The sequence below is a fragment of the Micromonospora sp. NPDC051141 genome (assembly GCF_044455765.1).
In the GTDB taxonomy this organism is placed as follows: Bacteria; Actinomycetota; Actinomycetes; order Mycobacteriales; family Micromonosporaceae; genus Micromonospora.
In genome coordinates this window covers 274,429-299,439 of record NZ_JBITFD010000010.1, presented here as the reverse complement: position 1 = coordinate 299,439, position 25,011 = coordinate 274,429, and the positions used below count along the sequence as shown (strand labels likewise).

Annotated in this window: 20 protein-coding genes and 1 tRNA gene; 11 read left to right on the top strand and 10 right to left on the bottom strand. The window is 72.7% G+C overall.

The features are described 5' to 3' along the window. Window positions 1-154 precede the first annotated feature (154 nt). Window positions 155-1,744 (bottom strand): cellulose binding domain-containing protein, encoded by a 1,590-nt coding sequence (locus ACIA6B_RS20755; protein ID WP_396775464.1) that lies wholly within the window; start codon window positions 1,742-1,744, stop codon window positions 155-157. Between the two features lie 279 nt (window positions 1,745-2,023). Here ACIA6B_RS20755 and ACIA6B_RS20750 point away from each other — a divergent pair, with 279 nt between their 5' ends. Beyond that, the gene (locus ACIA6B_RS20750; RefSeq protein ID WP_396775463.1) at window positions 2,024-2,680 is read left to right on the top strand and encodes a flavodoxin family protein; all 657 of its coding nucleotides are present in this window, start codon (window positions 2,024-2,026) and stop codon (window positions 2,678-2,680) included. Here ACIA6B_RS20750 and ACIA6B_RS20745 read toward each other — a convergent pair. From ACIA6B_RS20745 to ACIA6B_RS20720, 6 genes are read right to left on the bottom strand one after another with little or no spacing between them, the layout of a single operon-like run. Beyond that, on the bottom strand, window positions 2,623-3,156 hold the full coding sequence (locus ACIA6B_RS20745; protein WP_396775461.1) for a hypothetical protein: 534 nt from the start codon (window positions 3,154-3,156) through the stop codon (window positions 2,623-2,625). The genes ACIA6B_RS20750 and ACIA6B_RS20745 overlap by 58 nt on opposite strands. Continuing rightward, on the bottom strand, window positions 3,153-3,533 hold the full coding sequence (locus ACIA6B_RS20740; RefSeq protein ID WP_396775459.1) for a carboxymuconolactone decarboxylase family protein: 381 nt from the start codon (window positions 3,531-3,533) through the stop codon (window positions 3,153-3,155). Before ACIA6B_RS20740 ends, ACIA6B_RS20745 begins: the two co-directional genes overlap by 4 nt. A 2-nt stretch (window positions 3,534-3,535) precedes the next feature. Continuing rightward, window positions 3,536-4,747, bottom strand: coding sequence for an MFS transporter (locus ACIA6B_RS20735; RefSeq protein WP_396775458.1), 1,212 nt, complete (start codon window positions 4,745-4,747; stop codon window positions 3,536-3,538). A gap of 7 nt (window positions 4,748-4,754) precedes the next feature. Beyond that, on the bottom strand, window positions 4,755-5,267 hold the full coding sequence (locus ACIA6B_RS20730) for an aromatic-ring-hydroxylating dioxygenase subunit beta (protein WP_396775457.1): 513 nt from the start codon (window positions 5,265-5,267) through the stop codon (window positions 4,755-4,757). Continuing rightward, window positions 5,264-6,583 (bottom strand): aromatic ring-hydroxylating dioxygenase subunit alpha, encoded by a 1,320-nt coding sequence (locus tag ACIA6B_RS20725; protein ID WP_396775456.1) that lies wholly within the window; start codon window positions 6,581-6,583, stop codon window positions 5,264-5,266. Before ACIA6B_RS20725 ends, ACIA6B_RS20730 begins: the two co-directional genes overlap by 4 nt. Further along, the gene (locus ACIA6B_RS20720; RefSeq protein WP_396775454.1) at window positions 6,580-7,746 is read right to left on the bottom strand and encodes a glycosyltransferase; all 1,167 of its coding nucleotides are present in this window, start codon (window positions 7,744-7,746) and stop codon (window positions 6,580-6,582) included. The genes ACIA6B_RS20725 and ACIA6B_RS20720 overlap by 4 nt, the downstream gene beginning before the upstream one ends. 409 nt (window positions 7,747-8,155) lie before the next feature. Here ACIA6B_RS20720 and ACIA6B_RS20715 point away from each other — a divergent pair, with 409 nt between their 5' ends. From ACIA6B_RS20715 to ACIA6B_RS20705, 3 genes are all read left to right on the top strand, one after another. Then, a complete protein-coding gene (locus ACIA6B_RS20715; protein ID WP_396775453.1) occupies window positions 8,156-11,233 on the top strand; it encodes a VWD domain-containing protein in 3,078 nt (1,025 codons plus the stop codon). A gap of 61 nt (window positions 11,234-11,294) precedes the next feature. After that, window positions 11,295-11,370: transfer RNA gene (locus ACIA6B_RS20710), tRNA-Lys, on the top strand. Between the two features lie 256 nt (window positions 11,371-11,626). Continuing rightward, on the top strand, window positions 11,627-12,124 hold the full coding sequence (locus ACIA6B_RS20705) for a DinB family protein (RefSeq protein WP_396775452.1): 498 nt from the start codon (window positions 11,627-11,629) through the stop codon (window positions 12,122-12,124). Between the two features lie 26 nt (window positions 12,125-12,150). Here ACIA6B_RS20705 and ACIA6B_RS20700 read toward each other — a convergent pair whose 3' ends face one another. After that, window positions 12,151-13,257, bottom strand: a complete 1,107-nt coding sequence (locus tag ACIA6B_RS20700; protein WP_396775450.1) for an FAD-dependent oxidoreductase — start codon at window positions 13,255-13,257, stop codon at window positions 12,151-12,153. A 30-nt stretch (window positions 13,258-13,287) separates the two neighbouring features. On the opposite strand from ACIA6B_RS20700, the gene ACIA6B_RS20695 reads away from it, so the two are divergent. Then, on the top strand, window positions 13,288-14,007 hold the full coding sequence (locus tag ACIA6B_RS20695) for a TetR/AcrR family transcriptional regulator (protein WP_396775448.1): 720 nt from the start codon (window positions 13,288-13,290) through the stop codon (window positions 14,005-14,007). Window positions 14,008-14,021: 14 nt separating this feature from the next. Here ACIA6B_RS20695 and ACIA6B_RS20690 read toward each other — a convergent pair whose 3' ends face one another. Then, window positions 14,022-15,698, bottom strand: a complete 1,677-nt coding sequence (locus tag ACIA6B_RS20690; protein WP_396775447.1) for a Na+/H+ antiporter — start codon at window positions 15,696-15,698, stop codon at window positions 14,022-14,024. A gap of 51 nt (window positions 15,699-15,749) precedes the next feature. Between ACIA6B_RS20690 and ACIA6B_RS20685 the strand changes: the two genes are divergently transcribed. Both ACIA6B_RS20685 and ACIA6B_RS20680 read left to right on the top strand, forming a co-directional pair. Beyond that, window positions 15,750-16,652: a ParA family protein gene (locus ACIA6B_RS20685; protein WP_396775445.1), complete on the top strand. Its 903-nt coding sequence runs from the start codon at window positions 15,750-15,752 to the stop codon at window positions 16,650-16,652. Window positions 16,653-16,666: 14 nt separating this feature from the next. Beyond that, window positions 16,667-17,074 carry a hypothetical protein gene (locus ACIA6B_RS20680; protein ID WP_396775443.1) on the top strand — a complete coding sequence of 136 codons (408 nt, stop codon included), beginning with the start codon at window positions 16,667-16,669 and terminating at the stop codon, window positions 17,072-17,074. Here the strand turns inward: ACIA6B_RS20680 and ACIA6B_RS20675 are convergent. Next, window positions 17,046-19,277, bottom strand: coding sequence for a HelD family protein (locus ACIA6B_RS20675; protein WP_396775442.1), 2,232 nt, complete (start codon window positions 19,275-19,277; stop codon window positions 17,046-17,048). The two genes, ACIA6B_RS20680 and ACIA6B_RS20675, sit on opposite strands and share 29 nt — an antisense overlap. Before the next feature lie 421 nt (window positions 19,278-19,698). Here ACIA6B_RS20675 and ACIA6B_RS20670 point away from each other — a divergent pair, with 421 nt between their 5' ends. The 4 genes from ACIA6B_RS20670 (at window position 19,699) to ACIA6B_RS20655 (ending at window position 24,997) form a co-directional block, all read left to right on the top strand. Continuing rightward, window positions 19,699-21,060, top strand: a complete 1,362-nt coding sequence (locus ACIA6B_RS20670) for a ricin-type beta-trefoil lectin domain protein (RefSeq protein ID WP_396775441.1) — start codon at window positions 19,699-19,701, stop codon at window positions 21,058-21,060. 88 nt (window positions 21,061-21,148) lie between these two features. Next, complete coding sequence (locus ACIA6B_RS20665; protein ID WP_396775440.1) at window positions 21,149-23,554, top strand: ricin-type beta-trefoil lectin domain protein; 2,406 nt, start codon at window positions 21,149-21,151, stop codon at window positions 23,552-23,554. A gap of 75 nt (window positions 23,555-23,629) precedes the next feature. Continuing rightward, window positions 23,630-24,196, top strand: coding sequence for a hypothetical protein (locus ACIA6B_RS20660; protein ID WP_396775439.1), 567 nt, complete (start codon window positions 23,630-23,632; stop codon window positions 24,194-24,196). A 63-nt stretch (window positions 24,197-24,259) separates the two neighbouring features. Continuing rightward, window positions 24,260-24,997, top strand: coding sequence for a Clp protease N-terminal domain-containing protein (locus ACIA6B_RS20655; RefSeq protein ID WP_396775438.1), 738 nt, complete (start codon window positions 24,260-24,262; stop codon window positions 24,995-24,997). Window positions 24,998-25,011: the final 14 nt, after the last annotated feature.

Sequence of the window (25,011 nt, the reverse complement as noted above, 5' to 3'; positions counted from 1 at the left end):
TACGTTACTCCGTCCGCGCCACGGATGTGATCCCGTGGGGCGCTGATTTTTCGGTGCCTTTTCGCGCCATGGGTCGCCCCGGGCGGAGTGGTGGGGGGGGGGGGGGGGGGGGGGGGGGGGGGGGGGGGGGCCCCCCCCCCCCCCCCACGTCGGGTTACCAGCTCAACGGCAGCGTGCCGATGAACCGGGTGAGCGCGCCGGCGATCAACTGGTCGTCGCGCCGCGACGGGTGCCAGTCGCAGCCCAACTTGTCCAGGCCGAGCGCGGTGTCGTCGTAGTAGAGCGAGCGGACCCGGGTGTCGCCCGCGTCCGTCCGGGTCCGGACGACCTGCTGCACGGAGCTGGCGAGCGGCGTGCCGGACAGGTCCGGGTAGGTGAGCACGATGAACGTGTCGGGCCCGTAGCGGGCCCGCAGCTTGTCGAGGAAGCCAAGGTACGCGGTCCGGAAGTCGGCGGCGAGCTGGTCGGGGGTGCTCCACCGCTCACCGGCGTGCAGGGCGGTGGAGAAGTCGTTGATGCCCAGGCCGACCACGACCAGTTGTGGTTGCCAGGTGGCTGGCTTCTGCCACACGGTGCTGTTCCAGAGCGCCTGGAGGTCGGTCTCGTAGTAGGTGCGGAAGTTGTCGGTGCCCCCGCCGTTGTAGTTGCGCACCATGCCCAGGCCGGACCAGGCGATGAGCTGGAAGTCGGCGTCCAGGCTCTGTGCGGTGAGCGCGCCGAACGTGACGTCGGCGTTGGAGTTGCGGGTGACCCCGCCGTTGGCGGAGCAGTCCCGGGTCGTCGACATGTTGCCGTAGCCGGCGGTCCACGAGTCGCCGATGAACTCGATCTGGCGGCTGCGGGCGGCGGGCTTGGCCAGGACCACGCCACCGGGTGCGGCGACGAGACCGCCGAACTCGCCGGCCGCCCACGGGCTCTCGGTGCGTTTGACGAGCCGTACGGTGTGGATGGCGTCGGTGAGGTTCCGGACCCAGTAGGTGGTCTGCCCGGGGGTGACCAGGGTGGCGACGGTCGTGCCGTCGATCTGGACGGCGTAGTCGTTCTGGCTGTCGTTGAGCACGATCCCGACGCCGGTGCCCCGGAACCGCCCTTCGAAGTAGGTGCCGGGCCAGGTGTACTGGACGCTGCTCCCGACCGCCCGGACGCGCCCGACCGTGTTCGTCTGCGCGGCCGACGGCGGCGGCGGGCTGGTGGGCGGCGGCGTCGGTGTGGCGGTGGGCGGCCAGTTGGTCGGCGGCGGGCCGGAGGTCGGTGGCGGGCCGGTGGTCGGTGGCGGGCCGGTCGGCGGCGGGGTGGTCGGTGCCGGCGTGGTGGTGGTCGGGCTTCCGGTGCACGGCACGCCGTTGAGCGCGAAGTCGGTCGGCGCCGGGTTCGACGCGTTGTTCCACGAGCCGCCGAAGCCGAACTGCGCGCCGGCGCCGGTGCCGAGGTTGCCGTTCCAGCCGGTGTTGGTCACGGTGACCCGGCCGCCGGACTGGGCCACCGTGCCGTTCCACAGCTGCCCGACCACCTGCCCGGCGGTGAACGACCAGGTCAACCGCCAGTTGGTGAGCGGATCGCCGAGGTTGGTGAGGTCGACGTTCGCGCCGAATCCGCCCGGCCACTGGCTGGTGACGGTGTAGGCGACCCGGCAGCCGGCGGCGGCCTGCGCGGAGACGGTGGTGGTGAGTGCGGCGGCGACGGCGACGGTGACGGCGGTGGACACCGCCACCGCCGACCGGAGCCGGGTACGGGTGGGTGGCATCTGCGTTCCTCCGGGGCGACGGGATGACGGGCGCGCTACGCGCCGGAGCAGGTGATTCCGCTCGTTGGCGTTCGAGGTGCTGCTCGGCGCCGTCACGGCTCGCTCCGCCCGGGAGACGGTCCGCGACGTGGCTCAGCGGCCCGCTGGTAGCGACGTCGGGTGGGTGCCCACGGTTCGCCGGTGTCGGCGCACCGCGAGGTTCGGCCTGTGGCCAGCCCGGCTCCGGTGGGGATTATCCCGCTATGATTCGACGATCGTCAATTCCTGGAGGCCCTCCGAATGAAGATCGTTGCGTTGTCCTGCACCCAGAAGCGCCTGCCGTCGGTGACCGACGCGCTGCTGGAGGCGGCGATCAGCGGCGTCGTCCGGGAGGTCGACGGCGCGGAGATCCAGCGGATCCGGTTGATCGACCATTCCATCGCCATGTGCGAGGGCGAGGACACCTGTCTCGATCCGGAGGTGGGCCGGTGCCCGATCGACGACGACTTCGCGCACGTCGTCGAGCTGGCCGAGGGTGCGCAGGCGATGCTGCTCGCCATGCCGGTGTACGCGGGGAACGTCCCCGCGGTGCTGAAGATCTTTCAGGAGCGCCTGAAGAGCTTCATGAACGCCCGGCAGCGACCGTTCGGCAACCTGCTGGTCGGGACCATCGTGCACTCGCGCACCATGCTGACCGAACCGGCGCTGGGCGCGTTGTTCCCGTGGTACCTGCGGCTGCGGAACAGGAATGTGGCGTCGGCCTGCTTCACCCGTAACGATCATCAGGACCTGACCCGCACCGCGGCGGTCGACATGTGCGTGGCGGTGGGCCGGCAACTCGGCATGACGCTCGCCGGCAGCGGGTCGCCGGCCGACGAGCGCACGCTGCTGCCGGTGGTTCAGCCGCCGGCTCGCCCACGGTGCGGCGACCCGTCCGTCTCCTCGCCCGGTACGTGAGACTCCGCGCGCCAGGTGCACCCGTCGCCGGCCCGCACGCACGACACCCTGACGTCCGGGTCCAGGTAGCGGGCGGCGATGGTCTCGTGGAGCGGCTGGCAGTACGTGCACGGTGAGGAGAGCGTCAGCACGACGCCGGCGCGGGCGGCCTTTCTGCGGTAACGCAGGATCCCGCAGTCGGTGTTGCGCAGGACGGTGCCCGAGGGCTGACGCTCGCTGGTCACCGCCGAGTCGTACAGCAGCAGTTGACGGTGCAGCCGGGTCATGAAGTGGTCGGTGGCGGACACTCCGGCGGGCCGTTGCGCCCGGAGCAGCGCCGCGGTGATGCGGGAGTTCGCCCGGATCCACGCCGTCAGGCCCGCCTCGCCGTGCTCGCCCAGGACGAACTCCTCGGCGGCGGCCTGGGCCTCGAAGAACCGCTGGCGCCACAGGTCGACCTTCTCGTCCGGGTCGAGCGGGGACGGCTGACCGGTCACGCGGCCCTCCCGGCGGCCTCGTCCAGCTCGGCGAAGACCTCCTGGGCCACGCGCAGCCCGTTGTTGGCGACCGGCCAGCCACCGTAGTAGGCGAGCTGGATGATGACTTCGACGATCTTCTCCCGCGACATCCCGAGGTGCAGCGCGGCACCGATGTGGCCGCGCAGCTCCCAGTCGGTCCGGGCCAGCGCGACAGCGGTCAGCGCGACCAGTTCGCGTTCCTCGACGCTCAGGTGCGGGCGGGTCCAGATCTCCCCGAACAGGTGGTCGACCGTGATCCGCAGGAACTCCGGGTAGGAGCCCGGGCGCGGCTCACGTCCGAAGACCTGCTGGAACATGGCCTCACCCCGCTCGTGGCGGTCAACCGGCTGATCCATCGTCAACTCCTTCGGGTCGGACGAACGGTGGTCAACGTGCCCGACGCCACGAAGGCGACGGCCAGCAGCGCGGCGCCGCTGGCGAAGGCGGCCGGAACGTTCACCCGCTCGGCGACGAGCCCCACGACGACCGGTCCGGCCACGGCGCCGATGTCGGTGCACATCGAGAAGCCGGCGACGCCGCTGCCGGCCCGGCCGGCCACGACGTCACCGACGAGCGCGGCCGGCGCGGCGTTGAGCAGCGCCGATCCCGCGGCGTACACGCAGAGCAGCGCGACGAGCCAGGCGTACCGGTCGACGAACGCCAGGGCGGTGACGGAGGCCGCCGCCACGCCGGTGCCGGTGATCATGGCGGCTCGGCGGCCGGCCCGATCGACCAGCCGGCCGGCCGGCATGATCAGCACCGCCTGGACGGCGGCGGACAGGGTGAACGCCCACCCCGCCCAGGACACGTCGTGTCGCCACGCCACCACGACCAGCGTGGGGACCAGTGCGCCGCGCAGTCCGAACAGGACCCAGCCCTGCGCCAGCGCGGCGAGGCAGGCCACCACGTAGCGTCGGTCCCGCAGCAGCGCCGGTAGTCCGAGCACCGGGCGACCGGGCTCCGCGCCGGCGGTCCGGCCGGTGCGCAGCAGCGCCGGCGTCAGCACCGCGGCGGCCAGCAACATCGGGGCGTACGCCAGGAACGGCGCGGTGAGGGTGACGAGCGCGAGGAGCCCGCCCAGGGCCGGTCCGCAGACTCCGCCGAGCAGGAAGCCCGCCTCGAACACGGCGCTGGCCCGCCCCCGCCGGTCGGCCGGCGCGACCGCCAGGAGCATCGCCAGCGCGGACACCGAGAACAGCACCGAGCCGACGCCGCCGAGGCCCCGGAACACGAGCAGTTGCCCGTAGGACCCGGCGAAGGCCGTCAGCCCCGAGGAGACCGCACAGAGCAGCAGGCCGGCGACCAGGACCCGCCGCTCCCCGAAACGCACGCCCAGCCGGCCGCAGAACGGGCTGGCGACCAGCCGCATCAACGCGAACAGGGCGACGAGCGCGCCGATCCGGGTCGGCCCGGCCCCGAACGTCGCCGCGTACACCGGGAGCACCGGGAGCACCAGCCCCAGGCCCAACATGACACATCCGCCGACGACGCTGAGGACGTAGACCTCGCGCGGGAGACCCGGTCGGACGGCGGCGACCGGTGGGGCGCTGCCCGGAGGGGCCGTCTTCACTGCCCGGTCACAGGATGATGCTGAGCTTTCCGTGCTCGACCAGCGTCTCGTGGTCCAGCACCACGACCCGGCGCCGGGTCCGGAACGACCCGCCCTCGGCGACCAGTTCGAACCGGTACTTCCCGACGTAGGCGTCGGAGCGCCCGTGCCCGAACCGGTGTACGACGACATTCGCCGCCACGTCGAGGTGGGTGCCCCGGTCGGTCAGGATCTCCACGTTGCTGACCAGCCGGTTCGTCCGCGATCGCGGGTTCTCGCACCACACCTCGCCGGTGAGGAGCTGGTCGATGCGCTGACGCAGGCGGGCGGCGTCGTCGTCGATGAGCCCGAGCACGTTCGCCCCCTCGTCGCGGACGTCGGTGGCCGGCACCCGGTAGCGGATGTCGTCGGTCAGCATCTCGTCGTACCACTCGCGCAGGCGCCACTCGTCGAGCAGCCGCGCCTCCCGGAAGAGGAACTGGTTCACCCGGTGCCACAACCGCACCTGGGCCGATTCGTCGACGGTCAGCTCGACGGTCATCGCGGTTCCGCCCCCTGCCGCTGCGCCGGCCGAGCGATCTCGTGGTGATCGTCGCCGCCGTGCATCAGTCGGTCCCACTGCCGCCAGAACTCGCGGGCGGGAAGCTCGTCGGTCGTCTCCGGTACGGCCCTGTTCATGCCGCGGGACAGGTCCGAGTAGCGAACCGCCCGGTTGAGGTAACCCCGCTGGCAGGATTCGATGATCTCGATGTCGTCGGGGGTGGCGAAGCCGGCGGGGCCGAGGAACGTCAGGTAGTGGCTCTTGCGGAGTTCCCGGATGTCCGGATCCTCGTCCTTCGGGGCCAGCGCGACCGAGGTGATGGCCATCCGGTCGGGGGCGATCGGGTCGATCTTGCGGATCGTGATCGCGATCGCGTCGATGATCATCAAGTTGGGGAAGATCAGCAACGCGCGGTTGGTGCCGGTGATCCGCTCGGCGCGCTCGGCGCCGAACCTGTCGACGAACCGGGCGGCCGTCGCCTCGATCCGCGGCCGGACCTCCGGGCTGAACATCGGCGTCCAGTACGCGAGCGGGCGGGCCGCCGCCGGTGGCAGCTCGTTGGCGCCGTGTCCCAACCCGAGGGCGCGGCCGAAGCCGCCTCGTCGTCGTGGTGGCACCGACCCCAGCGACTCCATGTACCCGACGTAACGCTTGTGCAGGGCCCGGAAGTGGTAGATGTCGACGCTGTTCTCCATCATGAGTTTCCAGTTGGCCCGCGCGCCGTGGAGCTGCGCGCCCTGGATCACCTCCATCCCGACCTCGGACTGGTCGTCGATCAGGTCGAGGTACTCCGTCGCGCCCGCCAGGTACTCGGTCAGGGTGCGCCGCTGTCGCGGATCGAAGGTGACGAACACGAATCCGCGGTAGGCGTCACCACGGTGCTGCGTGAGGCCGTGGTCCGCCTTCCGGAAGCCCGGTCCGTACCCGTCCGGGATCGGGACCCCGACCAGGTCGCCCCGGTTGGAGAACGTCCAGTCGTGGTAGGGGCACCGGAACGACCTGGCCTGCCCGGCCGGCTCCGCGCAGATCAGCGCGCCGCGGTGCGGGCAGCTGTTCGCGAACACCCGGATCACCCCGTCGGACCCGCGCGCCATGACCACCGGCCGCCCGCCGACGTCACGTGTCACGTAGGAGCCCGGTCCGGGCACCTCCGACTCGTGTCCGACGTACAGCCAGCAGCGGTCGAAGATCCTGGTCATCTCCCGGGCGGCCAGCTCGTCGTCGGTGTAGGCGCGGCGGTCCACCCGGAAGGAGTGGCGTTCCCGGTCGTCGAGCACGATCGGGTCGCCCGCCGGTTCCCGTGGGACGGTGGTCACCGCTTCTCCTCGCGCCGGAGCGTCCCGACCGTGTCGAGGACCAGCTCCGCCGTCCGGGCGGCGGAGTCGCCGCACTCCGGCTGTGCGGCGCGCAACCGGGCCCGGTAGTCCCGGGCGGGGTCGAGCAGGTCGGTGACGGCGTCGGTGACCGCCCGCGCGGTGACGTCGGCCGGCGCCAGCGCGGTCCCGAAGCCCGCGCCGCCCACGAAGTGCGCCTGCACCGGCTGGTCCACCGCCAGCGGGATGACCAGCATCGGTGTCGCCGCGCGGATCGACTCGGCGACGGAGTTGTACCCGCCGTGGGTGACGAACACGTCGGCGCGTTCGAGCACCTCACGTTGCGGCAAATACGGGGCGGTGAGCACGTCGTCGGGCAACGCGAGGTCCTCGGCGAGGTCACCGACCGCGGCGATCACCTGGGCGCCGGTGGCCGCCGCGCCGGTGATGACCGTGCGCAGCAGGTCGGGTCGCCGGTAGAAGATCGTGCCGAAGGAGACGTACACCACCGGGCGGCCCGGCTCGATCCGGTCGAGGCCGGCGAAGGCCACCTCGTCGCCGCGGGTTCCGGCCGCGCCCGGCAGCCCGATCAGCCGCACGCCGTCGTCGGTCACGCCGTCGTTCCCGAGGAGCGCCGGAATCGTCGGCATCAGATTGAGAATCGGCGATCGCGCCGAATGGGTCCGGGTCGACCACCGCACCCCGTGCCGGATCAGATAGTCGCCGACCTGCTCGTCGTAGGCCCAGCGTCCCCGTCGGTGTTCGCGTGGGCAGACGCCTCCCAGGTTGGCCCAGATCATCCCGTACGGAATGCCGGAGACCTCGGCGCCGACCATGGCCGACGCGGTGACCGGCAGCGAGTCGACGAGTACGAAGTCAGGTGCCGTCGCGCGCAGCGCTTCGGTCGTCTGGTCCGCCACCGGGGACGCCTGGAGCATCGCGCCGATCTTCGCCGGATCGTCGCTCCACGGCGCCATCTCGACCTTCCCGACCAGGTGGACCGGCGTGGTGCCGAGGGCCTGGCGGCGCTGGTCGTCGAGCATGCCTCCGTCCGCTGACAACAGCAGCAGCGTGACGTCGCCGCCGGCGGCGCGGAGCGCGTTGACCACCGGAACGTACGGGTTCAGGTGACCGTGCTGCGTCGTGGTCAGGAGGGCGACGCGCATCAGATCTCCGATCCGTCGGGAAACGGCATCAAATCGTCCTCGGGGCACGCGGGAAAGGGGGCGACAGCGACAGATGGAGCGGAAATGCGTGACGTTTCCCGGCGTTCCGCAAAGCCTGCCGGGACGGGTCATCGATGTCAATGCCCCGCGTCCGTCATGCACGCCGGACAACGGGATGCAAACGACGTCGGGGATTCGGATGATCGGCACTTGAGTGTTTCGGCCGAGTCTGGGAGTTTGGCGTGGCCGGTCTGGTTTTTGACTGTTGTGGAAGATGGCCGGGTCGAACACATTCGGTGGACAAAAGTCAATTGCGGGGCGGTGGCCGCCGGCGACCCGCCGCCGGCGCAACGACCGGTCCCCGACAGAGCACGGGAGTCGCGGGCGCCGGACCCCTACAGTCCGCGGCATGAGGTGGACGGTGCGATTCACGGCGGGGCTCGCCGTACTGGTGACGGCCCTGGCCGCCGGCGCGACGAGCGCCGCCGCGGCGCCCGCCGACGGCGGCCTCGGCCTGACGCTGCGGCCGGGGAGCGCTGACTACCGCGTCGGCGCCCAGGTCCGCCTGAACCTCACGGTCACGAACTCCACCGGGTCGGCCTGCGCGCTGCCCACCAGCGCCGTCGGCACCGCCCAGATCATCGGGGTACGCCGGGACGGGCGCGAACTCACACCGACGCTCGCCCGCAGTTTCCACGACGACGGCATCGCTGCCGTCGCCACCGCCGGCCTGACCACCGTGGAGCCCGGCGCGACCGCGACCGTGGCGCTGACCGGCGTCCGGCTGCACGACGGCGACGCGCCCGACGACGTGGTGCTCCGGTCGGTGGCCGCCACCGGGGACGGCGGCGGTCTGGACTCGCTCTGGCCGGTCGGCGCCCCCGGTCGCTACGAGGTCACTGCTGGTTACGTGCCGCTGCCGGTCGCCGGCGCGACGAACCCCTGCTCCGGGGCGACGGCGCTGCGGACCGCCACGTTCACGGTCGGCGGCAACGGCGGCGGACCCGGCCGCCGCCACCTCTGGCCGGCAGTCGGGGCGCTGCTGCTGGTGCTGGTGGTCACCGCGCTGATCGTGGTGCGGCGGCTGCGCCGCCGGCCGACCGCCACCGCCGTGGCGCTGCTGCTGGTGGCCGCCGGCACGCTGGCCGTCGGTGGCGCCCGGCCGGCGCGGGCCGACTACTCGGTCGACCCGACCGCCGGCGTGCCGGTCAGCGGCGTCGACTTTCAGGCCGCTGTCGGCGGCTGCCTGGCCGGGTTCGCGCTGCCCGGCGGGGACCCGGCCGGCCTGCTGCCCCGGCTGAAGGACAAGAAGACCCCGAAGGTGCGGATCATCCCCACTCCGGGCGGTTCGGGCGCGTTCGAGACGCCGGACAGCGCCGACGGCAAGGGCTCGTCCACGGTGACGTGGAACCCCACCTCCACGGAGCCGTACGACGACGGGGTGGCCCGGGACCCCTGCGCCGCGCTCTACCACGAGCTGAACCACGCCGACGACATCTCCCGGGACGCGGTCCCGCCGGGCCAGTGTGGCAGCACCGGGATTCCGACCGCGGAGGTGCGGGCGACGCTCGCGGAGAACCGCTACCGGGCGGCGAAGGGCCTGCCGCCGCGCACGCGGTACAAGGGGAACCCGCTGCCGAAGAGCCTCGACGAGTGCAAGAAGCCGACGAAGAAGACCCCGCCGCCGAAGGGGCCGGTGAAGCTCTGCGAGGACGGGGCGGACTGCGGCGGCAGCAACGGCGACCCGCACCTGGTCACCTTCGACCGGGTCGCCTACGACTTCCAGGCCGTGGGCGAGTTCACGCTGGTCGCCGCCACCGGTGGCGACCCGCTGGAGGTGCAGGTCCGGCAGGCGCCGATGTCCGGCACCCGTACCGCCTCGGTCAACTCGGCGGTCGCATTCCGGGTCGGCGCCCACCGCGTCGCGCTCACCCTCACCGACGGCGTCACCCGGGTCCACATCGACGGCAGCGCGCTCGCCGCGCCACCGGAGCGCACCGACCTGGCCGGCGGCGGGAACCTCACCCGCCGTCCCTCCGACACCGGCGGAACCGACGGGTACGACGTGACGTGGCCGGACGGTTCCGCCGCCGCGGTCGACCAGATCGGCCGGTACGGCTACCGCCTGTTGATACGGCTCGCCGACAGCCGCGCCGGAAAGGTCCGGGGTCTGCTGGGCGACTTCGACGGCGACCCGGCCGACGACATCGCGCCCGCCGCCGGCCCGTCCCTCACCCAGCCCGTGCCGTTCGCGGCGCTCTACCCGGCGTACGCGGACAGTTGGCGGATCACCGCGGACCGCTCGTTGCTGCACTACGACGACGGCGAGGACACCGGCACGTTCACCGACCGGAGCTTCCCCGAGCGGGAGGTGACCGCCGGCGACCTCGACCCGGCCCGCCGCGCCGCCGCCGAGCAGGTCTGCCGGTGGGCCGGCGTCACCGCGCCCGGCCCACTCGCCGAGTGCGTCTTCGACGTCGCCGTCAGCGGACGGCCCGAGTTCGCCGTCACGGGCGCCAGCACCGAACTCCTCGCCCCGCCGGCCGGTACGCCGATCACCGCGACGCCGATCGCGACCGCCGGCCTCACACCCGGCGGTGAGCCGCTGACGTTCACCGGCCGTGCGGGGGACGCCGTCTTCGTCGACGTCACCGCGCCCGGCATCGCCGACCGCTGTTCGCCGTACGTGCTCGTCGACCCGGGCGGGCGGGAGATCGCGAGCGGCTGCAACGTGCGGGGTGTCGGCTACGTCGACCGCGTCGACCTCACCGCCAACGGCCGGTACGCGCTGCGGGTCACCGCCGCCCCCGGCGACACCGGCCGCGCCGCCGTGCGGATCTACGCGTCCCGGGACAGCGAGGGCACACTGCGACCGAACGGCCCGACCGTGACCGCGTCGATCGAACAGCCCGGCGCCCAGGCGCGGTACCGGTTCACCGGCCGGGCCGGGGAGCGGGCCTACGTCGAGGTGCCCGGCAGCACACTGACCGACCAGTGCTCCCCGCTGGAACTGCGGGACCCGGCGGGGCAACTGCTGCGCAACGGCTGTGTCGTCAACGGCGTCGGCGAGGTCGACGGCACGGTCCTGCCCGTCGACGGGACGTACACCGTGCTGGTCGACCCGGTCGAACGCGGCACCGGCACGGCCACGCTGCGCCTGGTCACCAGCCGGGACCGCGACGCGACGGTCACGGTCGGCGGGCCGCCGGTCGTCGCCGAGATCGACCGGCCCGGCGCGGTCACCGGCTATCGGTTCACCGTCGCCGCCGGCACGTCGGTGACGGTCACCGCGACCGCCGCGACGGTGCCCGACCAGTGCGGCGTGCTGGTGCTGGGCGCCCCGGACGGCAGCACGCTCGCCACCGGCTGCGTGATCAACGGGGCCGGCGGGATCGACGCGACCACGCTGCCGGCGGCCGGCGAGTACACGCTGTCGGTGGATCCGTCGGGAGCGGCGACCGGGCAGGTCACGCTGACGGTGCGGTGAGGCCGCCCTGCCGTCGGGGGTCGACGCGGGGGCTGCTAACGTTCCGTCCCGTTGCCGGCGAGCGCCGCTAGCTCAACTGGCAGAGCAGCGGACTCTTAATCCGCGGGTTCGGGGTTCGAGTCCCTGGCGGCGCACCAGCAGGAAGGCTCTGACCTGGCTTTCACGCCAGGTCAGAGCCTTCCTTGTTTTCCGTGGCGGTGGCCCGGTGCTCGGGAGCGCCGGCCGACCCGCGGCCTCCGCGTCCGGCGAGCCCTCCGGCTGGCAACCAGACCGTTACGGGGTTTGCGGAATCGGCCACCGCAGTCAGTCCGGAAAGGGCACGAACTTCCCATTCCGGAGGTTCTGCTGGTGCCCTCGGCACTGGTGGCCGCGCCCCGCTGGGATGCTTCTGCCATGCCTTCCTTTCCACCCACCTTCGCCGACCGGGTCGTCGCGTTGCCGGCCGGCGCCCAGTTCGAGGCGTTCCTCGACGAGCACCGCGACGCGCTCAACTGCTGCCTGGACGGGCTGACCGAGGAGCAGGCCCGCCGGTCGCTCGTGGCGTCCCGGACCACGTTGCTCGGTCTGGTGAAGCACGCGACCTTCGTGGAGAAGGTCTGGTTCGACGAGGCCGTCACCGGCCGGTCGCGCGCCGAGATCGGCATCCCGGAACGATCGGAGGAGTCGTTCGTCCTCGACGACGGTGACACGATCGCCGCGGTCCGGCAGGCGCACCGCGACGCCTGTGCGGCGTCCCGCCGGGCCACGGCGTCCCTCGGCCTGGACGACGTGCTGCGTGGACATCGCCGTGGCCCGCTGCCGCTGCGGTGGGTCTACCTGCACGTGCTGCGGGAGCTGGCCCAGCACTGCGGGCACGCGGACATCCTCCGTGAGCAGCTCCTCGACGGTTGACGCCGCCTCGGTGATCCGTCGACGTGTCAGGCCGGCCGCGGCGTGAAGAAGCGGACGAGGTCGTCGGCCGCGGTGGGCGCCAGCATCATCGCGTGCACCCGGGCGGACATCTCGGCGATCGGCCGGATCCTGCGGAACATCGCCTCCTCGTAGGCCCGGATCGCCGCGTCCGGGTCGGCGGGGGCGTCGACGAGCGCGGCGGCGAGTTCCGCCGCGTCGAGCATGGCCTGGTTGGCGCCCTCGCCGACCGGCGGCATGAGGTGGGCGGCGTCGCCGACGAGGGTGACGCCGGGCCGGTGCGTCCAGCGGGTGCCGGTGGGCATGACCCGGATCCGGCGGAGGATCGGTGGCCCGTCGCCGGCTTCGACGAGTGCGGTCAGGCGGGGGCTCCAGCCGTCGAAGAGGGCCAGCAGGTCGTGCTTGGTGCGGCAGGTGTCCGGGTGCCGGTCGTCCGCGGGCAGGGAGATCCCGACCCGGATGCTGCCGTCGCCGAGGCGTTGCGCGGACAGGATCTGGCGTACCCCGACGCCCCAGAGGTTGCCGGGACCGACCAGCTCGGCGATCTCCGGGTGGCGCCGGTCCGCGTCGTCGATGCGGAGTTCCACCGCGGTGGACACGGTGGTGAGGGGAGCGTCGGTGAGCAGCGACCGGACGACCGAGCGGGCGCCGTCCGCGCCGACGAGGAGGTCGCAGTCGTCGCGGTGGCCGCCGTCGAACGTCAGCCGGAAACCGCCGCCGGGCCGGGGCGTCGCCGCGACGAGCCGGTGGTGCCACCGGACCGTGCCGGCGGGCAGCGAGTCGAGCAGCAAATCGCGCAGTGCGGCGCGGTCGATCTCGGGGCGGCCGTCGAACGTGCCGGGCTGCGGCACGTGGTGCAGGAGGGTCCGGCCGGCCGGGTCGAGGATGCGATGCTCCTCGCCCTCCGGCCGCGCCTCGGACCGGAACCGGCCGGTGAGGCCCGCCTCGTCCAGTGCCCGCTGGCCGGACTCGGGGTGCAGGTCCAGCATCCCGCCCGGGGAGCGCGTCGTGCGGTCGGCCTCGCGCTCGTGGACCACCGCGTCGACGCCGTGCCGGTGCAGGATCCGGGCCAGCGTGAGGCCGCCCAGGCCGCCGCCGGCGATCGCGATTCGCATCGCCACCCCCCTTAACGTACGATGTATTTCATGGATACACCGTACGGTAGCGTACCGTTGCCGGTCTGGGAACGCCCCGAGCCGCAGCCGCGGGCGGCGCCCGTGTCGTTGAGCCGAGCGAAGATCGCCGCCGTCGCGATCCGGCTCGCCGACGCCGACGGCCTCGACGGGGTGTCGATCCGCAAGCTCGCCAAGGCGCTCGACGTCGGCCCGATGCGGCTCTACGACTACGTGCTCAACCGGTCCGAACTGCTCGACCTGATGGTCGACGCGGTGTACGCCGACATCGCCGAGGCCGACCGGCACGACGGGTGGCGCGACACGGTGCTGGCCGTCATGCACCGGACCCGCGAGGCCGCGCTCGCGCACGAGTGGCTGGTCGACCTGCTCGGCGCGCGTCCCCACCTGGGCCCGCACGCGCTCGCCGTGGGCGAGACGACCGCGGCGGCGCTCAGCCGGGCCCCCGCCGTACGCGGCATCGACGATCTGCAACGGGCCCTCGGCGCGCTCAACGCGTTCGTCGTCGGGGCGCTCCGCCGGGAGATCACCGAGCGACGCACCGCCCGGTCGACCGGCACCGACGTGGCCGCCTGGCAGACCGCCCTCGGGCCCTACCTGACCCGCATGCTCGACACCGGTCGTTATCCGACGGTCGCCCGGCTCGTCGTCGAGGGCGCCCACCTCGACGCCGCGGAAACGTTCCACCACAACCTGGTCACCGTGCTGGACGGCATCACCGGCCGGCCGTGACGGCTGCGGGCGGGTCAGGTGGACCGCTTCGGGAGCAGCAGCTCCTCGTGGTCGAGTTCGCGCTCCAGCACCCGGAGTTCCTCGTCGGGCAGCCGGCCGGAGTCCCGCCAGCGGACCAGTTCCTCGCGCTGCGCGTCGATGGTCGCCCGGCGGACCCGCAGCGCCGTCTCGTACGCCGGTGAGGTGGGCATCTCGGACGAGCCGCTCTGCTCGATCAGGTCGAGCCGGCCCCGGTAGCGGGCCAGGCGGGTCAGCAACTGGGCCCGGATGGTGTTGACGGCGATCCCGCTCTCCGGCTCCTCGGCGGCGACCGCGTCGAGGCGGGCCAGGGCGGCCTCCACCGCGGCGGAGCGGGCCTCGTTGCGTACCCGGGCCTGGTCGACCTCGTTGGCGCGCAGGCCGAGCCGCCGCACCAGCGGCGCGAACGTCAGGCCCTGCCCGACCAGCGTCACCAGGACGACCACGAACGTGCAGAACAGCAACAGGTCACGGTCCGGGAAGGGAGCGCCGCCGTCGGTGGTGAGCGGCAGCGTGAAGATCGCGGCCAGGCTGATCACGCCGCGTGTGCCGGACCAGCTCAGTGCCGCCACCTCCCGTGCGGTCAGCCGGTCGGCGTTGCGGTCGGCGCGGGCGACCTGCCGGGCGCTCACCGGCTCGTCGGCGTCGTCCGGCTCGGCGATGCCACCGAGCCGGGTGTGCAGCGACCGGGGGAGCGACTGGGTCAGGACCAGCCAGGCGGGACGCAGCAGCAACACCACGCCGACGGACACCGCGACGGCGGTGACGATGGTCGAGGTGTCGTACTGACGCAGGTTCTTGACGACCTCGGGGAGTTGCTGGCCGATCAGCAGGAAGACGAACCCCTCCAGGAGGAAGTCGACCAGCCGCCACACCGCGTTGGTCTGGAGCCGGGCCGCGCCGGACCCGAACTGGGGCGTCTGGTGGCCGACGATCAGCCCGGCGACCACCACCGCGAGCACGCCGGAGACATGCAACTCCTCGCCGATCAGGTAGGCGACGAACGGGGTCGCGAGCGAGATCGCGTTGGACAGCAACGGGTCCGCGGTGAGCGGTCGGGCCAGCCGCTTCGCCCAGGCGACGGCGGCGCCCACGGCGACGCCGCCGACCGCCGCGACGACGAACTGGGCGACGGCGCCCGGGAAGGAGAACGTCCCGCCGACGGCGGCGGCCACCGCGACGCTGAGCATGGTCAGCGCGGTGGCGTCGTTCAGCAGCCCCTCACCCTGGATGATCGTGACCATCTTGGGCGGCAGGTTGACCCGGCGGCCGACCGCCAGCGCCGCCACCGGGTCGGGCGGCGCGACGGCGGCGCCGACCGCGATCCCGGCGGCCAGCGTCGCGCCGGCGACGAACAGGTGGAACCCGATGCCGACGAGCAGCCCGGTGAGGAGCACCAGCACCACCGAGAGGCTGACCACGATGCGCAGGTTGCGGCGCAGGTCGAGCAGGGAGGAGTCCAGCGCCGCGCTGTAGAGCAACGGCGGCAGCACGACCATCAGGACGAGGTCCGGGTCGAGGCCGACGTTCGGGCCGGGAAGCAGCGCGTACGCGATGCCGATGAGCGGCAGGAGCGCCGCCGCCGGCAGGCCGGTGCGGGCCGCCACCCACCGTACGGCGATGATGACCGCGACGGCGGCGAGCACGAACAACAACGTCGAGTGGATGCTCACCTCGACCGACCCTACCCACGCCTGCGATCATCATGCGATGCGGGGAGCGGCATGAGCATCACGTCGGTGATCAACTACAAGGGCGGCGTCGGCAAGACCACCATCACCGCGAACCTCGGCGCCGAGCTGGCCGCCCGTGGCCGCCGGGTCCTGCTGATCGACCTCGATCCGCAGGCCAGCCTCACCTTCTCGTTCTATCCGGCGGACGAGTGGGAGAAGGACCTCGCGTACGAGAAGACGATCCTCCAGTGGTTCGGCTCGGTGCTGGCCGAGGAGCCCACCGGCCCGCTGCACCCGTACGTGATCACGCCGGAACCGGCCAACGCGCTGCTGCCCGACGAGGGCCGCCTCGACCTCGTCGCCTCCCACCTGGGTCTGGTCGACGTCGACCTGGACCTCGCCGCGGCGCTCGGCGGGTCGCGCTTCCAGCACGGCAGCCCGCACTTCCTGCCGCTGCACCGGGCGCTGGCCGACGCGCTCGCCGCCGAGGAGTTCGCCGGGTACGACGACATCCTCATCGACTGCGCGCCGAACTTCACCATGGTCACCCGGACCGGCATCGTGGCCAGCGAGCACATCCTCACCCCGGCCCGGCCCGACTACCTGTCCACGCTCGGCATCGACTACCTGCGCAGCAAGGTCTCCGAGCTGGTCCGGGACTTCAACCGGGTGGCCGCGCCCGGACCGACAATCGACCCGCAGTACCTGGGCGTGGTGTTCACTATGATCCAGTACGCCGCGGGCGGGCCGATCAACGCGTCCCGCAACTACATGCGGCACACCGACAGCCTGGAGGTCCCGGTGTTCCGCCAGACCATCCGGGAGAACAAGACCCTGTTCGGCACCGCCGGTGAACGGCGGCTGCCCGCCGTGCTGGTGCCGAACGCCAACGAGACGGTGCAGCACGAGCTGCGGCAGCTGGCCAGCGAGTTCCTGGCCCGCACCCGCCTGTGAGAAGGAGACTCCCGGTGTCCAACCCCGCCGACCTCGCCCACGCCGTCCTGCTGCGGGTGGCGGAGTTCGTCCGCGCGCTCCCCGCCGACCAGCTCAACGCGCTGGCCGACGGCACCGCGAAGCTGGCCGTGGTCGACCGGACGCGGGCCGCCGCCCGGCCGGCCACCACCGCGTCGGCCGGCGTGGACGCCGACCGGGTCCGGGCCGACCTCGCGGCGATCGGCGACCGCGCGGCCGGCGTCCGCTACCTCGCCGACCTGAAGCTCACCGTGGCGAAGCTGCGGGCGCTCGCCGGCGAGCTGGGCATCGCGGTGCCCGGCAAGGCCCGCAAGGCCGACATCGAGCGCGACATCGTGCAGTGGACGGTGGGGCGACGGCTGGACTCGGCCGCCGTCAGCCGTCCGCCGGCCGCCCGGGGCTGACCGCGCCCTCCGGTCGTTCGGGGCTGACTGCGCCCTCCGGTCGTTCGGGGCTGCCTCCGTCCGCCGGCCGTCCCGGGCTGCCTGCGGTCTCCGGCAGCAGCGCCCGTACCTCGGCGAGCACCTCGGCCCAGAACGCGGCCGGGGCGGCGCTGCGCACCTGCCCGGCCAGGTGCTCGGCGAGCCGCCGCGCCTCCCGCCTGCTGAACGGCGCGTCCGTCGGGCCGCCCACCCGCTGCCGGGGCCGGGCCGGCGCGTCCAGCGGCACCGGATCGCCGGTGCAGACGATGTCGAGGTGCCCGGTGGTGCGCGTCAGCGCCACGTAGAGCAGCCGGTGACCGCGTTCGTCGCCGGCCACGATCTCCTCCGGCTCGACCACCACCACCGCGTCGAACTCCAGGCCCTTGGCCTCCTGCGGACTGACCAGGTTGACCGCGCCGCCCAGCTCGCCCCGGTCGGCGCTGCTCCAGGCCATGTCGTTCGCCGCCAGCGCCGCCTCGACCGGGCGTCGCTGCCGCGGCGGGCAGACGATGCCGACGAACCGGCCGGCCTCGGCGTGCTCCCGCGCCACCGCGACCGCGCGGGCGGCCAGCTCGGCCAGGCCGACCCGGTGCACGCCGGTGTCGGCCGGGCCGTCCCGGACCACCTCCACCGGCAGCACGCCCGGCGCGGCCACCGGCAGCAGCGCCGCCGCCGTCGCGTACGCCTGCCGGGGCACGCGGTAGCCGTACCGCAGTGGGGCGACCCGGGCCGGATGCACGGCCGGCAGGTGCGCGAGCACCTCGTCCCACGAGTCGCGCGCCCACCTGCCGGTGGACTGGGCGAGGTCGCCGACCACCGTCAGCGACCCGGTGCCGCTGCGCCGGGCCACCGCGCGCAACTGCATCGGGGACAGGTCCTGTGCCTCGTCGACCACCACGTGCGCGTACCGTCGGCCCGGCCCGTCGATGAGGAACGCCAGCTCGTCCAGGAGCGGCAGGTCGGCCGGCGACCAGGTCTCCCGGGACAGCCGGTCGGCGCCGCGCCGGTGCAGCGCCGCCACCTCGGCCGGGGCGAACGCGTCCCCGGCGGCGGCCCGCAGCCGGGCGGTGGAGCCGAGCAGGTCGCGCAGCAGCCCGGTCGGCGTCTGCTGTGGCCAGAGCCGCTCGACGAGGTTGCCGACCGCCTCGGACCGGGCCGGGTCGACGCCGGTGCGGGCCGCCACCAGGGCGGCGAGCCGGTCACCGAGCAGCCGGCGCCGGCCGGCGTACGGCAGGGCGGCGGCCCGGGCCACGGCGAGCGCCTCGGCCACCTCGGCGCCGGGCAGCGTGACGAACCGACCGCCGACCAGCAGCCGTTCGGCCGGGTCGGGGACGCCGACCCGGGCGTCCAGCGCGCGGGCCAGCAGCTCGGCCATCCGGGCCTCGCCCTTGATCCGGGCCACCGCGTCGGACTCGGTCCGCCCGCGTGGCACGTCCGGGGCGAGCCGGCCGACGTCGCGCAGCTCCACCCCGTCGTCGCCGAGGGCGGGCAGGAGCTGGCCGATGTAGCGCACGAAGGTCGGGTGCGGCCCGACCACCAGCACGTCGGCGGCGGAGAACTCGGTGCGGTGCTGGAACAGCAGCCAGGACACCCGGTGCAGCGCCACGGCGCTCTTGCCGGTGCCGGGACCCCCCTCGATCACCAGCACCTGGTCACGTGGGGCGCGGATCAGCGCGAACTGGGTGGCCTGGATGGTGGCCACGATGTCCCGCATGGTGCCGGTGCGGCCCCGGCTCAGCTCGGCCAGCAGGTGCGCGTCCACCGCCTCGGCGATCTCGGCGAGGATGGTGTCGGTCAGGTCGTCGATGGTGTTGCCGGTGCAGGTGAAGGCGCGCTTGCGGCGGATCCCGGCGGGGTTCTCCGGGGTGGCCTCGAACCAGCCGGCGGCGGCCGGGGCCTGCCAGTTGACCACCAGCACCTCGCCGTCGGCGTCCCGGATCAGGTGTCGCCCGACGTACCGGGTCCCGCCGCCCTCGTCGTCGATCCGGCCGAACGCCACCGCCTCGTCGGCCGCGCCGAGCGCCCGCCCGGCGGCGTCGGCGTAGCGGCGCAGGTGGGCCGCGGCGGTGGCGTGGGCGGCGGCGGACGGCAGTCGGGTGAGCTGGTCGCGACGCTGGTCGCGGCGCTCGGCGGCGGTGTCGAAGTATTTCTGCTCGGCGGCGATGTCGGCTTCCCTGGACGCCACGCGGCCCTCCCTCACGCCGGTCTGGACCGGTCCGGCCGACGGGACTCGGTCGGGGCTCACCGTACCGGCTCGGTCCGACGTCACGGGCCCCTCACCCGCCGGCAACAGCATTGACATACTTCACTGCTCGGCCTAGGGTCTGGTCGAATCGATTCGAGTCGTGCTGTGGCGTTCCAGCGGCGACGGCGGGCGGTTCGGGTCGCGATCGGGCGCGTGCGGTGCGGGTGCCGCCGCCGACGCGACGGCCGGCTGGTCACGCACCGGGCATGCGGACCAGGGGCGAAGTCCGGGACAGCTACGCCGCGCACGGCGGACCCCGTCGTGCGCGTTCTCCCCGTGCCGGCGGCGGAGTGGCGGTACGGGGGTCGCCGTCGATCCCCGTACCGGACAGGTTCCCACCAAGTGGCGAAGGAGCCGCGTCATGAGATTACGCAGCACCGTCCTCGGGCCCCTCGCGGCCATGGCGGTCCTGGTCGTGGTGGCCGCGACGGCAGTGGCGGGCGGCCCGGGCGGGTCCGCCTCGGCCGCGGAGTCCGGCACGCTCGCCGGGACCGCCGGCTGTGGCCGGGCGCCCACGCTGACGAGTGGTCCCCGGACCATCCAGAGCAGTGGCCAGAACCGGAGCTTCATCCTGCGGATCCCCGACAACTACGACCGGAACCACGCCTACCGGCTGATCTTCGGATTCCACTGGAACGGCGGCACCGCGAACGACGTCGACTCCGGTGGGGCGGACCGGGAGGCCTGGTCCTACTACGGTCTGCGTCAGCAGGCGAACAACAGCACCATCTTCGTCGCGCCCCAGGGCAACGGCAACGGCTGGGCCAACCCCGGTGGTCAGGACGTCACCTTCGTCGACGACATGATCAGGCTGATCGAGGGGGACCTGTGCGTCGACACGACGCAACTCTTCGCGCTCGGCTTCAGCTACGGCGGCGGCATGAGCTATTCGCTGGCCTGTTCCCGGGCGGGCGTGTTCCGCGCGGTCGCGGTCTACTCCGGCGGCCAACTCAGCGGGTGCGCCGGCGGCACGCAGCCGATCGCGTACATGGGGATCCACGGCATCGGTGACCCGGTGCTCAACATCTCCGCCGGACGCTCGCTGCGGGACACGTTCGTGCGCAACAACGGCTGCACCCCGCAGAGCCCGCCGGAGCCGAGGTCGGGCAGCCTGACGCACATCACCACCACCTACGCCGGCTGCCGGTCCGGCTATCCGGTGGTGTGGGCCGCGTTCGACGGCGGCCACACCCCCGGCCCGGTGGACGGCGGCGGGGACAGCGGCGCCCGGACCTGGACGAAGACCGAGGTGTGGCGGTTCTTCACCCAGTTCGGCGGCACCGATCCGAACCCGACCCCGACCCCGACGGTCAGCCCGACCACGCCGCCGCCGGGCGGCACGTCGATCGTCCGCAACGCCGCCTCCGGTCGGTGCCTGGACGTCAACGGCGGCTCGCAGGCCAACGGCGCGGCGGCGATCATCTGGGACTGTCACGGCCAGAGCAACCAGTCCTGGACCTCGACGGCGGCCCAGGAGCTGCGGGTCTTCGGCGGCAAGTGCCTCGACGTCAACGGTGCCGGCACGGCCAACGGCAGCTCCGTGATCATCTGGGACTGCAACGGCCAGTCCAACCAGAAGTGGCGGCTCAACGCGGACGGCACCATCACCGGGGTCGGTTCGGGTAGGTGCCTGGACCTGGTCGGCGCCGGCACGGCCAACGGCACGCGGACCGAGATCCGGGACTGCACCGGCGCGGCCAGCCAGCGGTGGAGCCGCGCCTGAGCCGTTGACTGTTCCTTGTGTGAACGCTAACATATGATGTCTTATAGATTGACATTGATCGATTAATTGGGACCGGGAGGCGGATCGGATGTTCAGCACAGTGAGTCGTCAACGGAGATCGTGGCGGGCGGTGATGTCGGCTGCGGCGGCATCGGTCCTCGCGGCGGCGGCCGTTCTGACCGCGTCCGCCTCCCCGGCCCAGGCGGCCACCGCCATCACCATCAACGGGTCGTCCGGCGGGCGGGCGCTCGACGGCGTCGGCGCGGTCAGCGGCGGCGGCGGAAACAGCAGACTTCTGATCGACTACCCCGAACCGCAGCGCAGCGACATCCTCGACTACCTGTTCAAGCCGGGCTACGGCGCCGCGATGCAACTGCTCAAGGCGGAGATCGGGGGCGACACCAACTCCACCTCCGGCGCCGAGCCCAGCCACGAGCACACCCGGGGCAGCGTGAACTGCAACCGGGGCTACGAGTGGTGGCTGATGGAGCAGGCCAGGCAGCGTAATCCCAACATCGCGCTGGTCGGCTTGGCGTGGGGAGCGCCGGGCTGGATCGGCAACGGCAACTTCTGGTCCACCGACTCGATCAACTACCTGGTGGGATGGCTGGACTGCGCGGCGACGCACGGGCTGACCATCAACTACCTGGGCGGGTGGAACGAGAAGGGCTACAACATCACCTGGTACAAGAACCTGCGGTCCACGCTCAACGCCCGCGGGTACGGCAACGTGAAGATCGTCGCCTCGGACGACTTCGGGTGGGGCGCCGCCGACGACTCGCTCCGCGACCCGTCGTTCGCCAGCGCGGTGCAGGTCTTCGGCAGCCACTACGTCTGCGGCTACCGCAGCGCCCAGACCAGCTGCCCCAGCTCCGCCAACGCCATCTCCACCGGCAAGCAGCTCTGGGCCAGCGAGAACGGCTCCGACGACTACAACGCCGGCGCGCCGGCGCTCGCCCGGGGCATCAACCGGGGCTACATCGACGGCAAGATGACCGGCTACATCAACTGGCCGGCGATCGCCGCCATCACCCCGAACATCCCCTGGGCGACCACCGGCGTGGCGGTGGCCCAGCAACCGTGGTCCGGCGCGTACTCCATCGGCAAGAGCACCTGGGTGATGGCACACACCACGCAGTTCACCGCCCCGGGCTGGCGCTACCTCGACGCGTCGAGCGGCTACCTCGGCGGCAACCGCAACAACGGCAGCTACGTCTCGCTGAAGTCCACGAACAACAGCGACTACAGCACCATCATCGAGACGCAGGACGCCGGCGCGGCCCAGCAGCTCGACTTCACCGTCACCGGCGGGCTCTCCAGCGGCACCGTGCGGGTCTGGGCGACCAACCTGCGGTCCAACAACAGCGCCGACCACTTCGTCCGGGGCAGCGACATCACCCCGAACGGCGGGCGCTTCTCGCTCACCGTCCAGCCCGGCTACGTCTACAGCATCACCACCACCACCGGGCAGGGCAAGGGCACCGCGGTCAGCCCGGCGCAGGGCAACCTGAAGCTGCCGTACAGCGACAACTTCGACAGCTACGCCACCGGCCGCGAGGCCAAGTACCTGATGGACCAGCAGGGCTCGTTCGAGATCGCGGGTTGCGCCGCCGGCCGCGCCGGCCAGTGCGTCCGCCAGATGTCGGAGCAGGCGCCGATCTACTGGACGTCCGGCCAGGCCGAACCGTACACCCTGCTCGGCGACCTGACCTGGCGCAACTACACCGTCTCCTCGGACGTGCTGCTGGAGAAGCCCGGCTACGTCCAGCTCATCGGGCGCGGCAACACCTACAACCACCAGGGGCCGCAGAACCTGAACGGCTACTACTTCCGGGTCACCGACGGCGGCGCCTGGTCCATCCGGAGCAACAACACCAGCGGTAACTGGCGCACCCTGGCCAGCGGCAACACCTCGGCGCTGGGCACCGGACGCTGGCACAACCTGTCGCTGAAGCTCAACGGCAGCACGCTCACCGCGGCGGTCGACGGCACCACGGTCGGCACCGTGTCGGACGCCACCTGGGTCGCCGGCCAGATCGGGTACGGCACCGGCCAGGGCGTCACCGCCCAGTTCGACAACCTCTCCATCACGCCGGGCGACGGTTCCAGCAGCCCGACCGGAGAGATCCGCAGCGCCAGCGCCAACCGCTGCCTGGACGTCAACGGCGCCAGCCAGGCCGACGGCACGGTGGTGCAGATCTGGGACTGCAACGGCGGCGCCAACCAGCAGTGGACGGTCGGCACGAACAACCAGCTCACCGTGTACGGCAACAAGTGCCTCGACGTGGCGGGCACCGCCTCCGGCAGCCGGGCGCGGATCATGACCTGCACCGGCGGCAGCAACCAGCAGTGGCGGCTCAACGCCGACGGCACCATCGTCGGCGTCGGCTCGGGGCTCTGCCTGGACGTCAACGGCGCGGGCACCGCCAACGGCACCGCGGTCCAGATCTGGACCTGCAACGGCGGCAGCAACCAGCAGTGGGTACGCGGCTGACCCCGCCACCCGTCGCCGACCCGGCCGTCCCGTCACGGGGCGGCCGGGTTGGCGCGTCCGCCTACGATGACGGTCATGGATGTCGGCGCGGTGACCAACGTGGTCGTGGCCGCGATCTCGGTGCTCACCGTCGTCGTCTCGGCGTTCTTCGCGCTCCGGCAGCTCCGGCTGGCGCAGGGCGCGAACCACACCCTGGTCGCGATCGAGCTGCTCACCCGGGACCGGATGAGCGACGCGTTCCTGGACAGCCAGCAGTTCGTGCTCACCGAGCTGCGGACCGCCTGCCCGCGCGGCGTGCCGGTCAGCGAACTGCCCGCCGACGCCCGCAAGCACGTGAACCGGATCGCGCTCTACTACAACGGGCTGGGCCAGATGCTGGCCTTCAAGGTGGTCGAGCCGGCGTTGCTGCTCGGCACCGGTGGCTACCGCGCCCGGGAGGCGTGGGCCGTGCTGGAGCCGTACATCCTCGCCGAGCGGGCGGTGCGCGGGGAGTCGTACCTGTCCAACTTCGAGCATCTCGCGGTGCTGGCGACCGAGACGCCGTGGCCGGTCGCGGTGCGCAAGCTGGGCCTGCGCCGGTTCGACCACTACCCGGCGGACGTGGGTCGGGCGCCTCGACCGGCCGACGAGCCGGAAACCTGAGCGGAGGGGAAGGGGCGTCAACCGAGGGTTGACGGGGGGCAGTCGTCAACCTATGGTTGACGCATGGATGAGACCGAACCGCTCAAGATGAGCCACCCGGTGCGCCTCGACGACCTGATCGAGGGCATCAAGAAAGCCCGCCCTGACGCCCTCGACCAACTGGCCGACGCGGTCCTCCTCGCCGACCACCTCGGCGACGTCGCCGACCACCTGATCGGGCACTTCGTCGACCAGGCGCGCCGCTCGGGCGCCTCGTGGACGGAGATCGGCCGCAGCATGGGGGTGAGCAAGCAGGCCGCCCAGAAGCGCTCCGCCGCCAAGGCCGAGACCGCCGCCGCGCTCGACCCGAACGCCGGGTTCGGCCGGTTCACGCCGCGCGCCCGCAACGTGGTGCTGGCCTCGCAGGAGGAGGCACGGGCCGCCGGCCACGCCGAGATCACCCCGGAGCACGTGGCGCTGGGGCTGCTCGCCGAACCGGACGGGCTGGCCGCCGCGTTGGTCAAGGCGAAGGGCGTACCCCTGGAGATGTTCCGGGAGGCCGTGGCCGCGACCCTGCCGGCGAAGGCCGGCCAGGTCCCGGACCTGATCCCCTACGACGCACGCGCCAAGAAGGTTCTGGAGCTGACGTTCCGGGAGGCGCTGCGGATGGGGCACAACTACATCGGGACCGAGCACATCCTGCTCGCTCTGCTGGAGGAGGAGGGGCCCGACGGCGTGCTCGGTGGCCTCGGCCTGACGAAGGAGGCGATGGAGTCCGCGGTGGAGGGCGCGCTGGCGGAGCTGACCCGTAAGCGGGCCTGAACCGCGTCGGGCAC

Coding starts and splice junctions, on each gene's coding strand:
- ACIA6B_RS20720 (WP_396775454.1), bottom strand. CDS start 7,746: ATGCGCGTCGCCCTCCTGACCACGACGCAGCACGGTCACCTGAACCCG.
- ACIA6B_RS20705 (WP_396775452.1), top strand. CDS start 11,627: ATGCCTTCCTTTCCACCCACCTTCGCCGACCGGGTCGTCGCGTTGCCG.
- ACIA6B_RS20670 (WP_396775441.1), top strand. CDS start 19,699: ATGAGATTACGCAGCACCGTCCTCGGGCCCCTCGCGGCCATGGCGGTC.
- ACIA6B_RS20750 (WP_396775463.1), top strand. CDS start 2,024: ATGAAGATCGTTGCGTTGTCCTGCACCCAGAAGCGCCTGCCGTCGGTG.
- ACIA6B_RS20695 (WP_396775448.1), top strand. CDS start 13,288: ATGGATACACCGTACGGTAGCGTACCGTTGCCGGTCTGGGAACGCCCC.
- ACIA6B_RS20665 (WP_396775440.1), top strand. CDS start 21,149: ATGTTCAGCACAGTGAGTCGTCAACGGAGATCGTGGCGGGCGGTGATG.
- ACIA6B_RS20700 (WP_396775450.1), bottom strand. CDS start 13,257: ATGCGAATCGCGATCGCCGGCGGCGGCCTGGGCGGCCTCACGCTGGCC.
- ACIA6B_RS20685 (WP_396775445.1), top strand. CDS start 15,750: ATGAGCATCACGTCGGTGATCAACTACAAGGGCGGCGTCGGCAAGACC.
- ACIA6B_RS20715 (WP_396775453.1), top strand. CDS start 8,156: ATGAGGTGGACGGTGCGATTCACGGCGGGGCTCGCCGTACTGGTGACG.
- ACIA6B_RS20740 (WP_396775459.1), bottom strand. CDS start 3,533: ATGGATCAGCCGGTTGACCGCCACGAGCGGGGTGAGGCCATGTTCCAG.
- ACIA6B_RS20655 (WP_396775438.1), top strand. CDS start 24,260: ATGGATGAGACCGAACCGCTCAAGATGAGCCACCCGGTGCGCCTCGAC.
- ACIA6B_RS20660 (WP_396775439.1), top strand. CDS start 23,630: ATGGATGTCGGCGCGGTGACCAACGTGGTCGTGGCCGCGATCTCGGTG.
- ACIA6B_RS20755 (WP_396775464.1), bottom strand. CDS start 1,744: ATGCCACCCACCCGTACCCGGCTCCGGTCGGCGGTGGCGGTGTCCACC.
- ACIA6B_RS20730 (WP_396775457.1), bottom strand. CDS start 5,267: ATGACCGTCGAGCTGACCGTCGACGAATCGGCCCAGGTGCGGTTGTGG.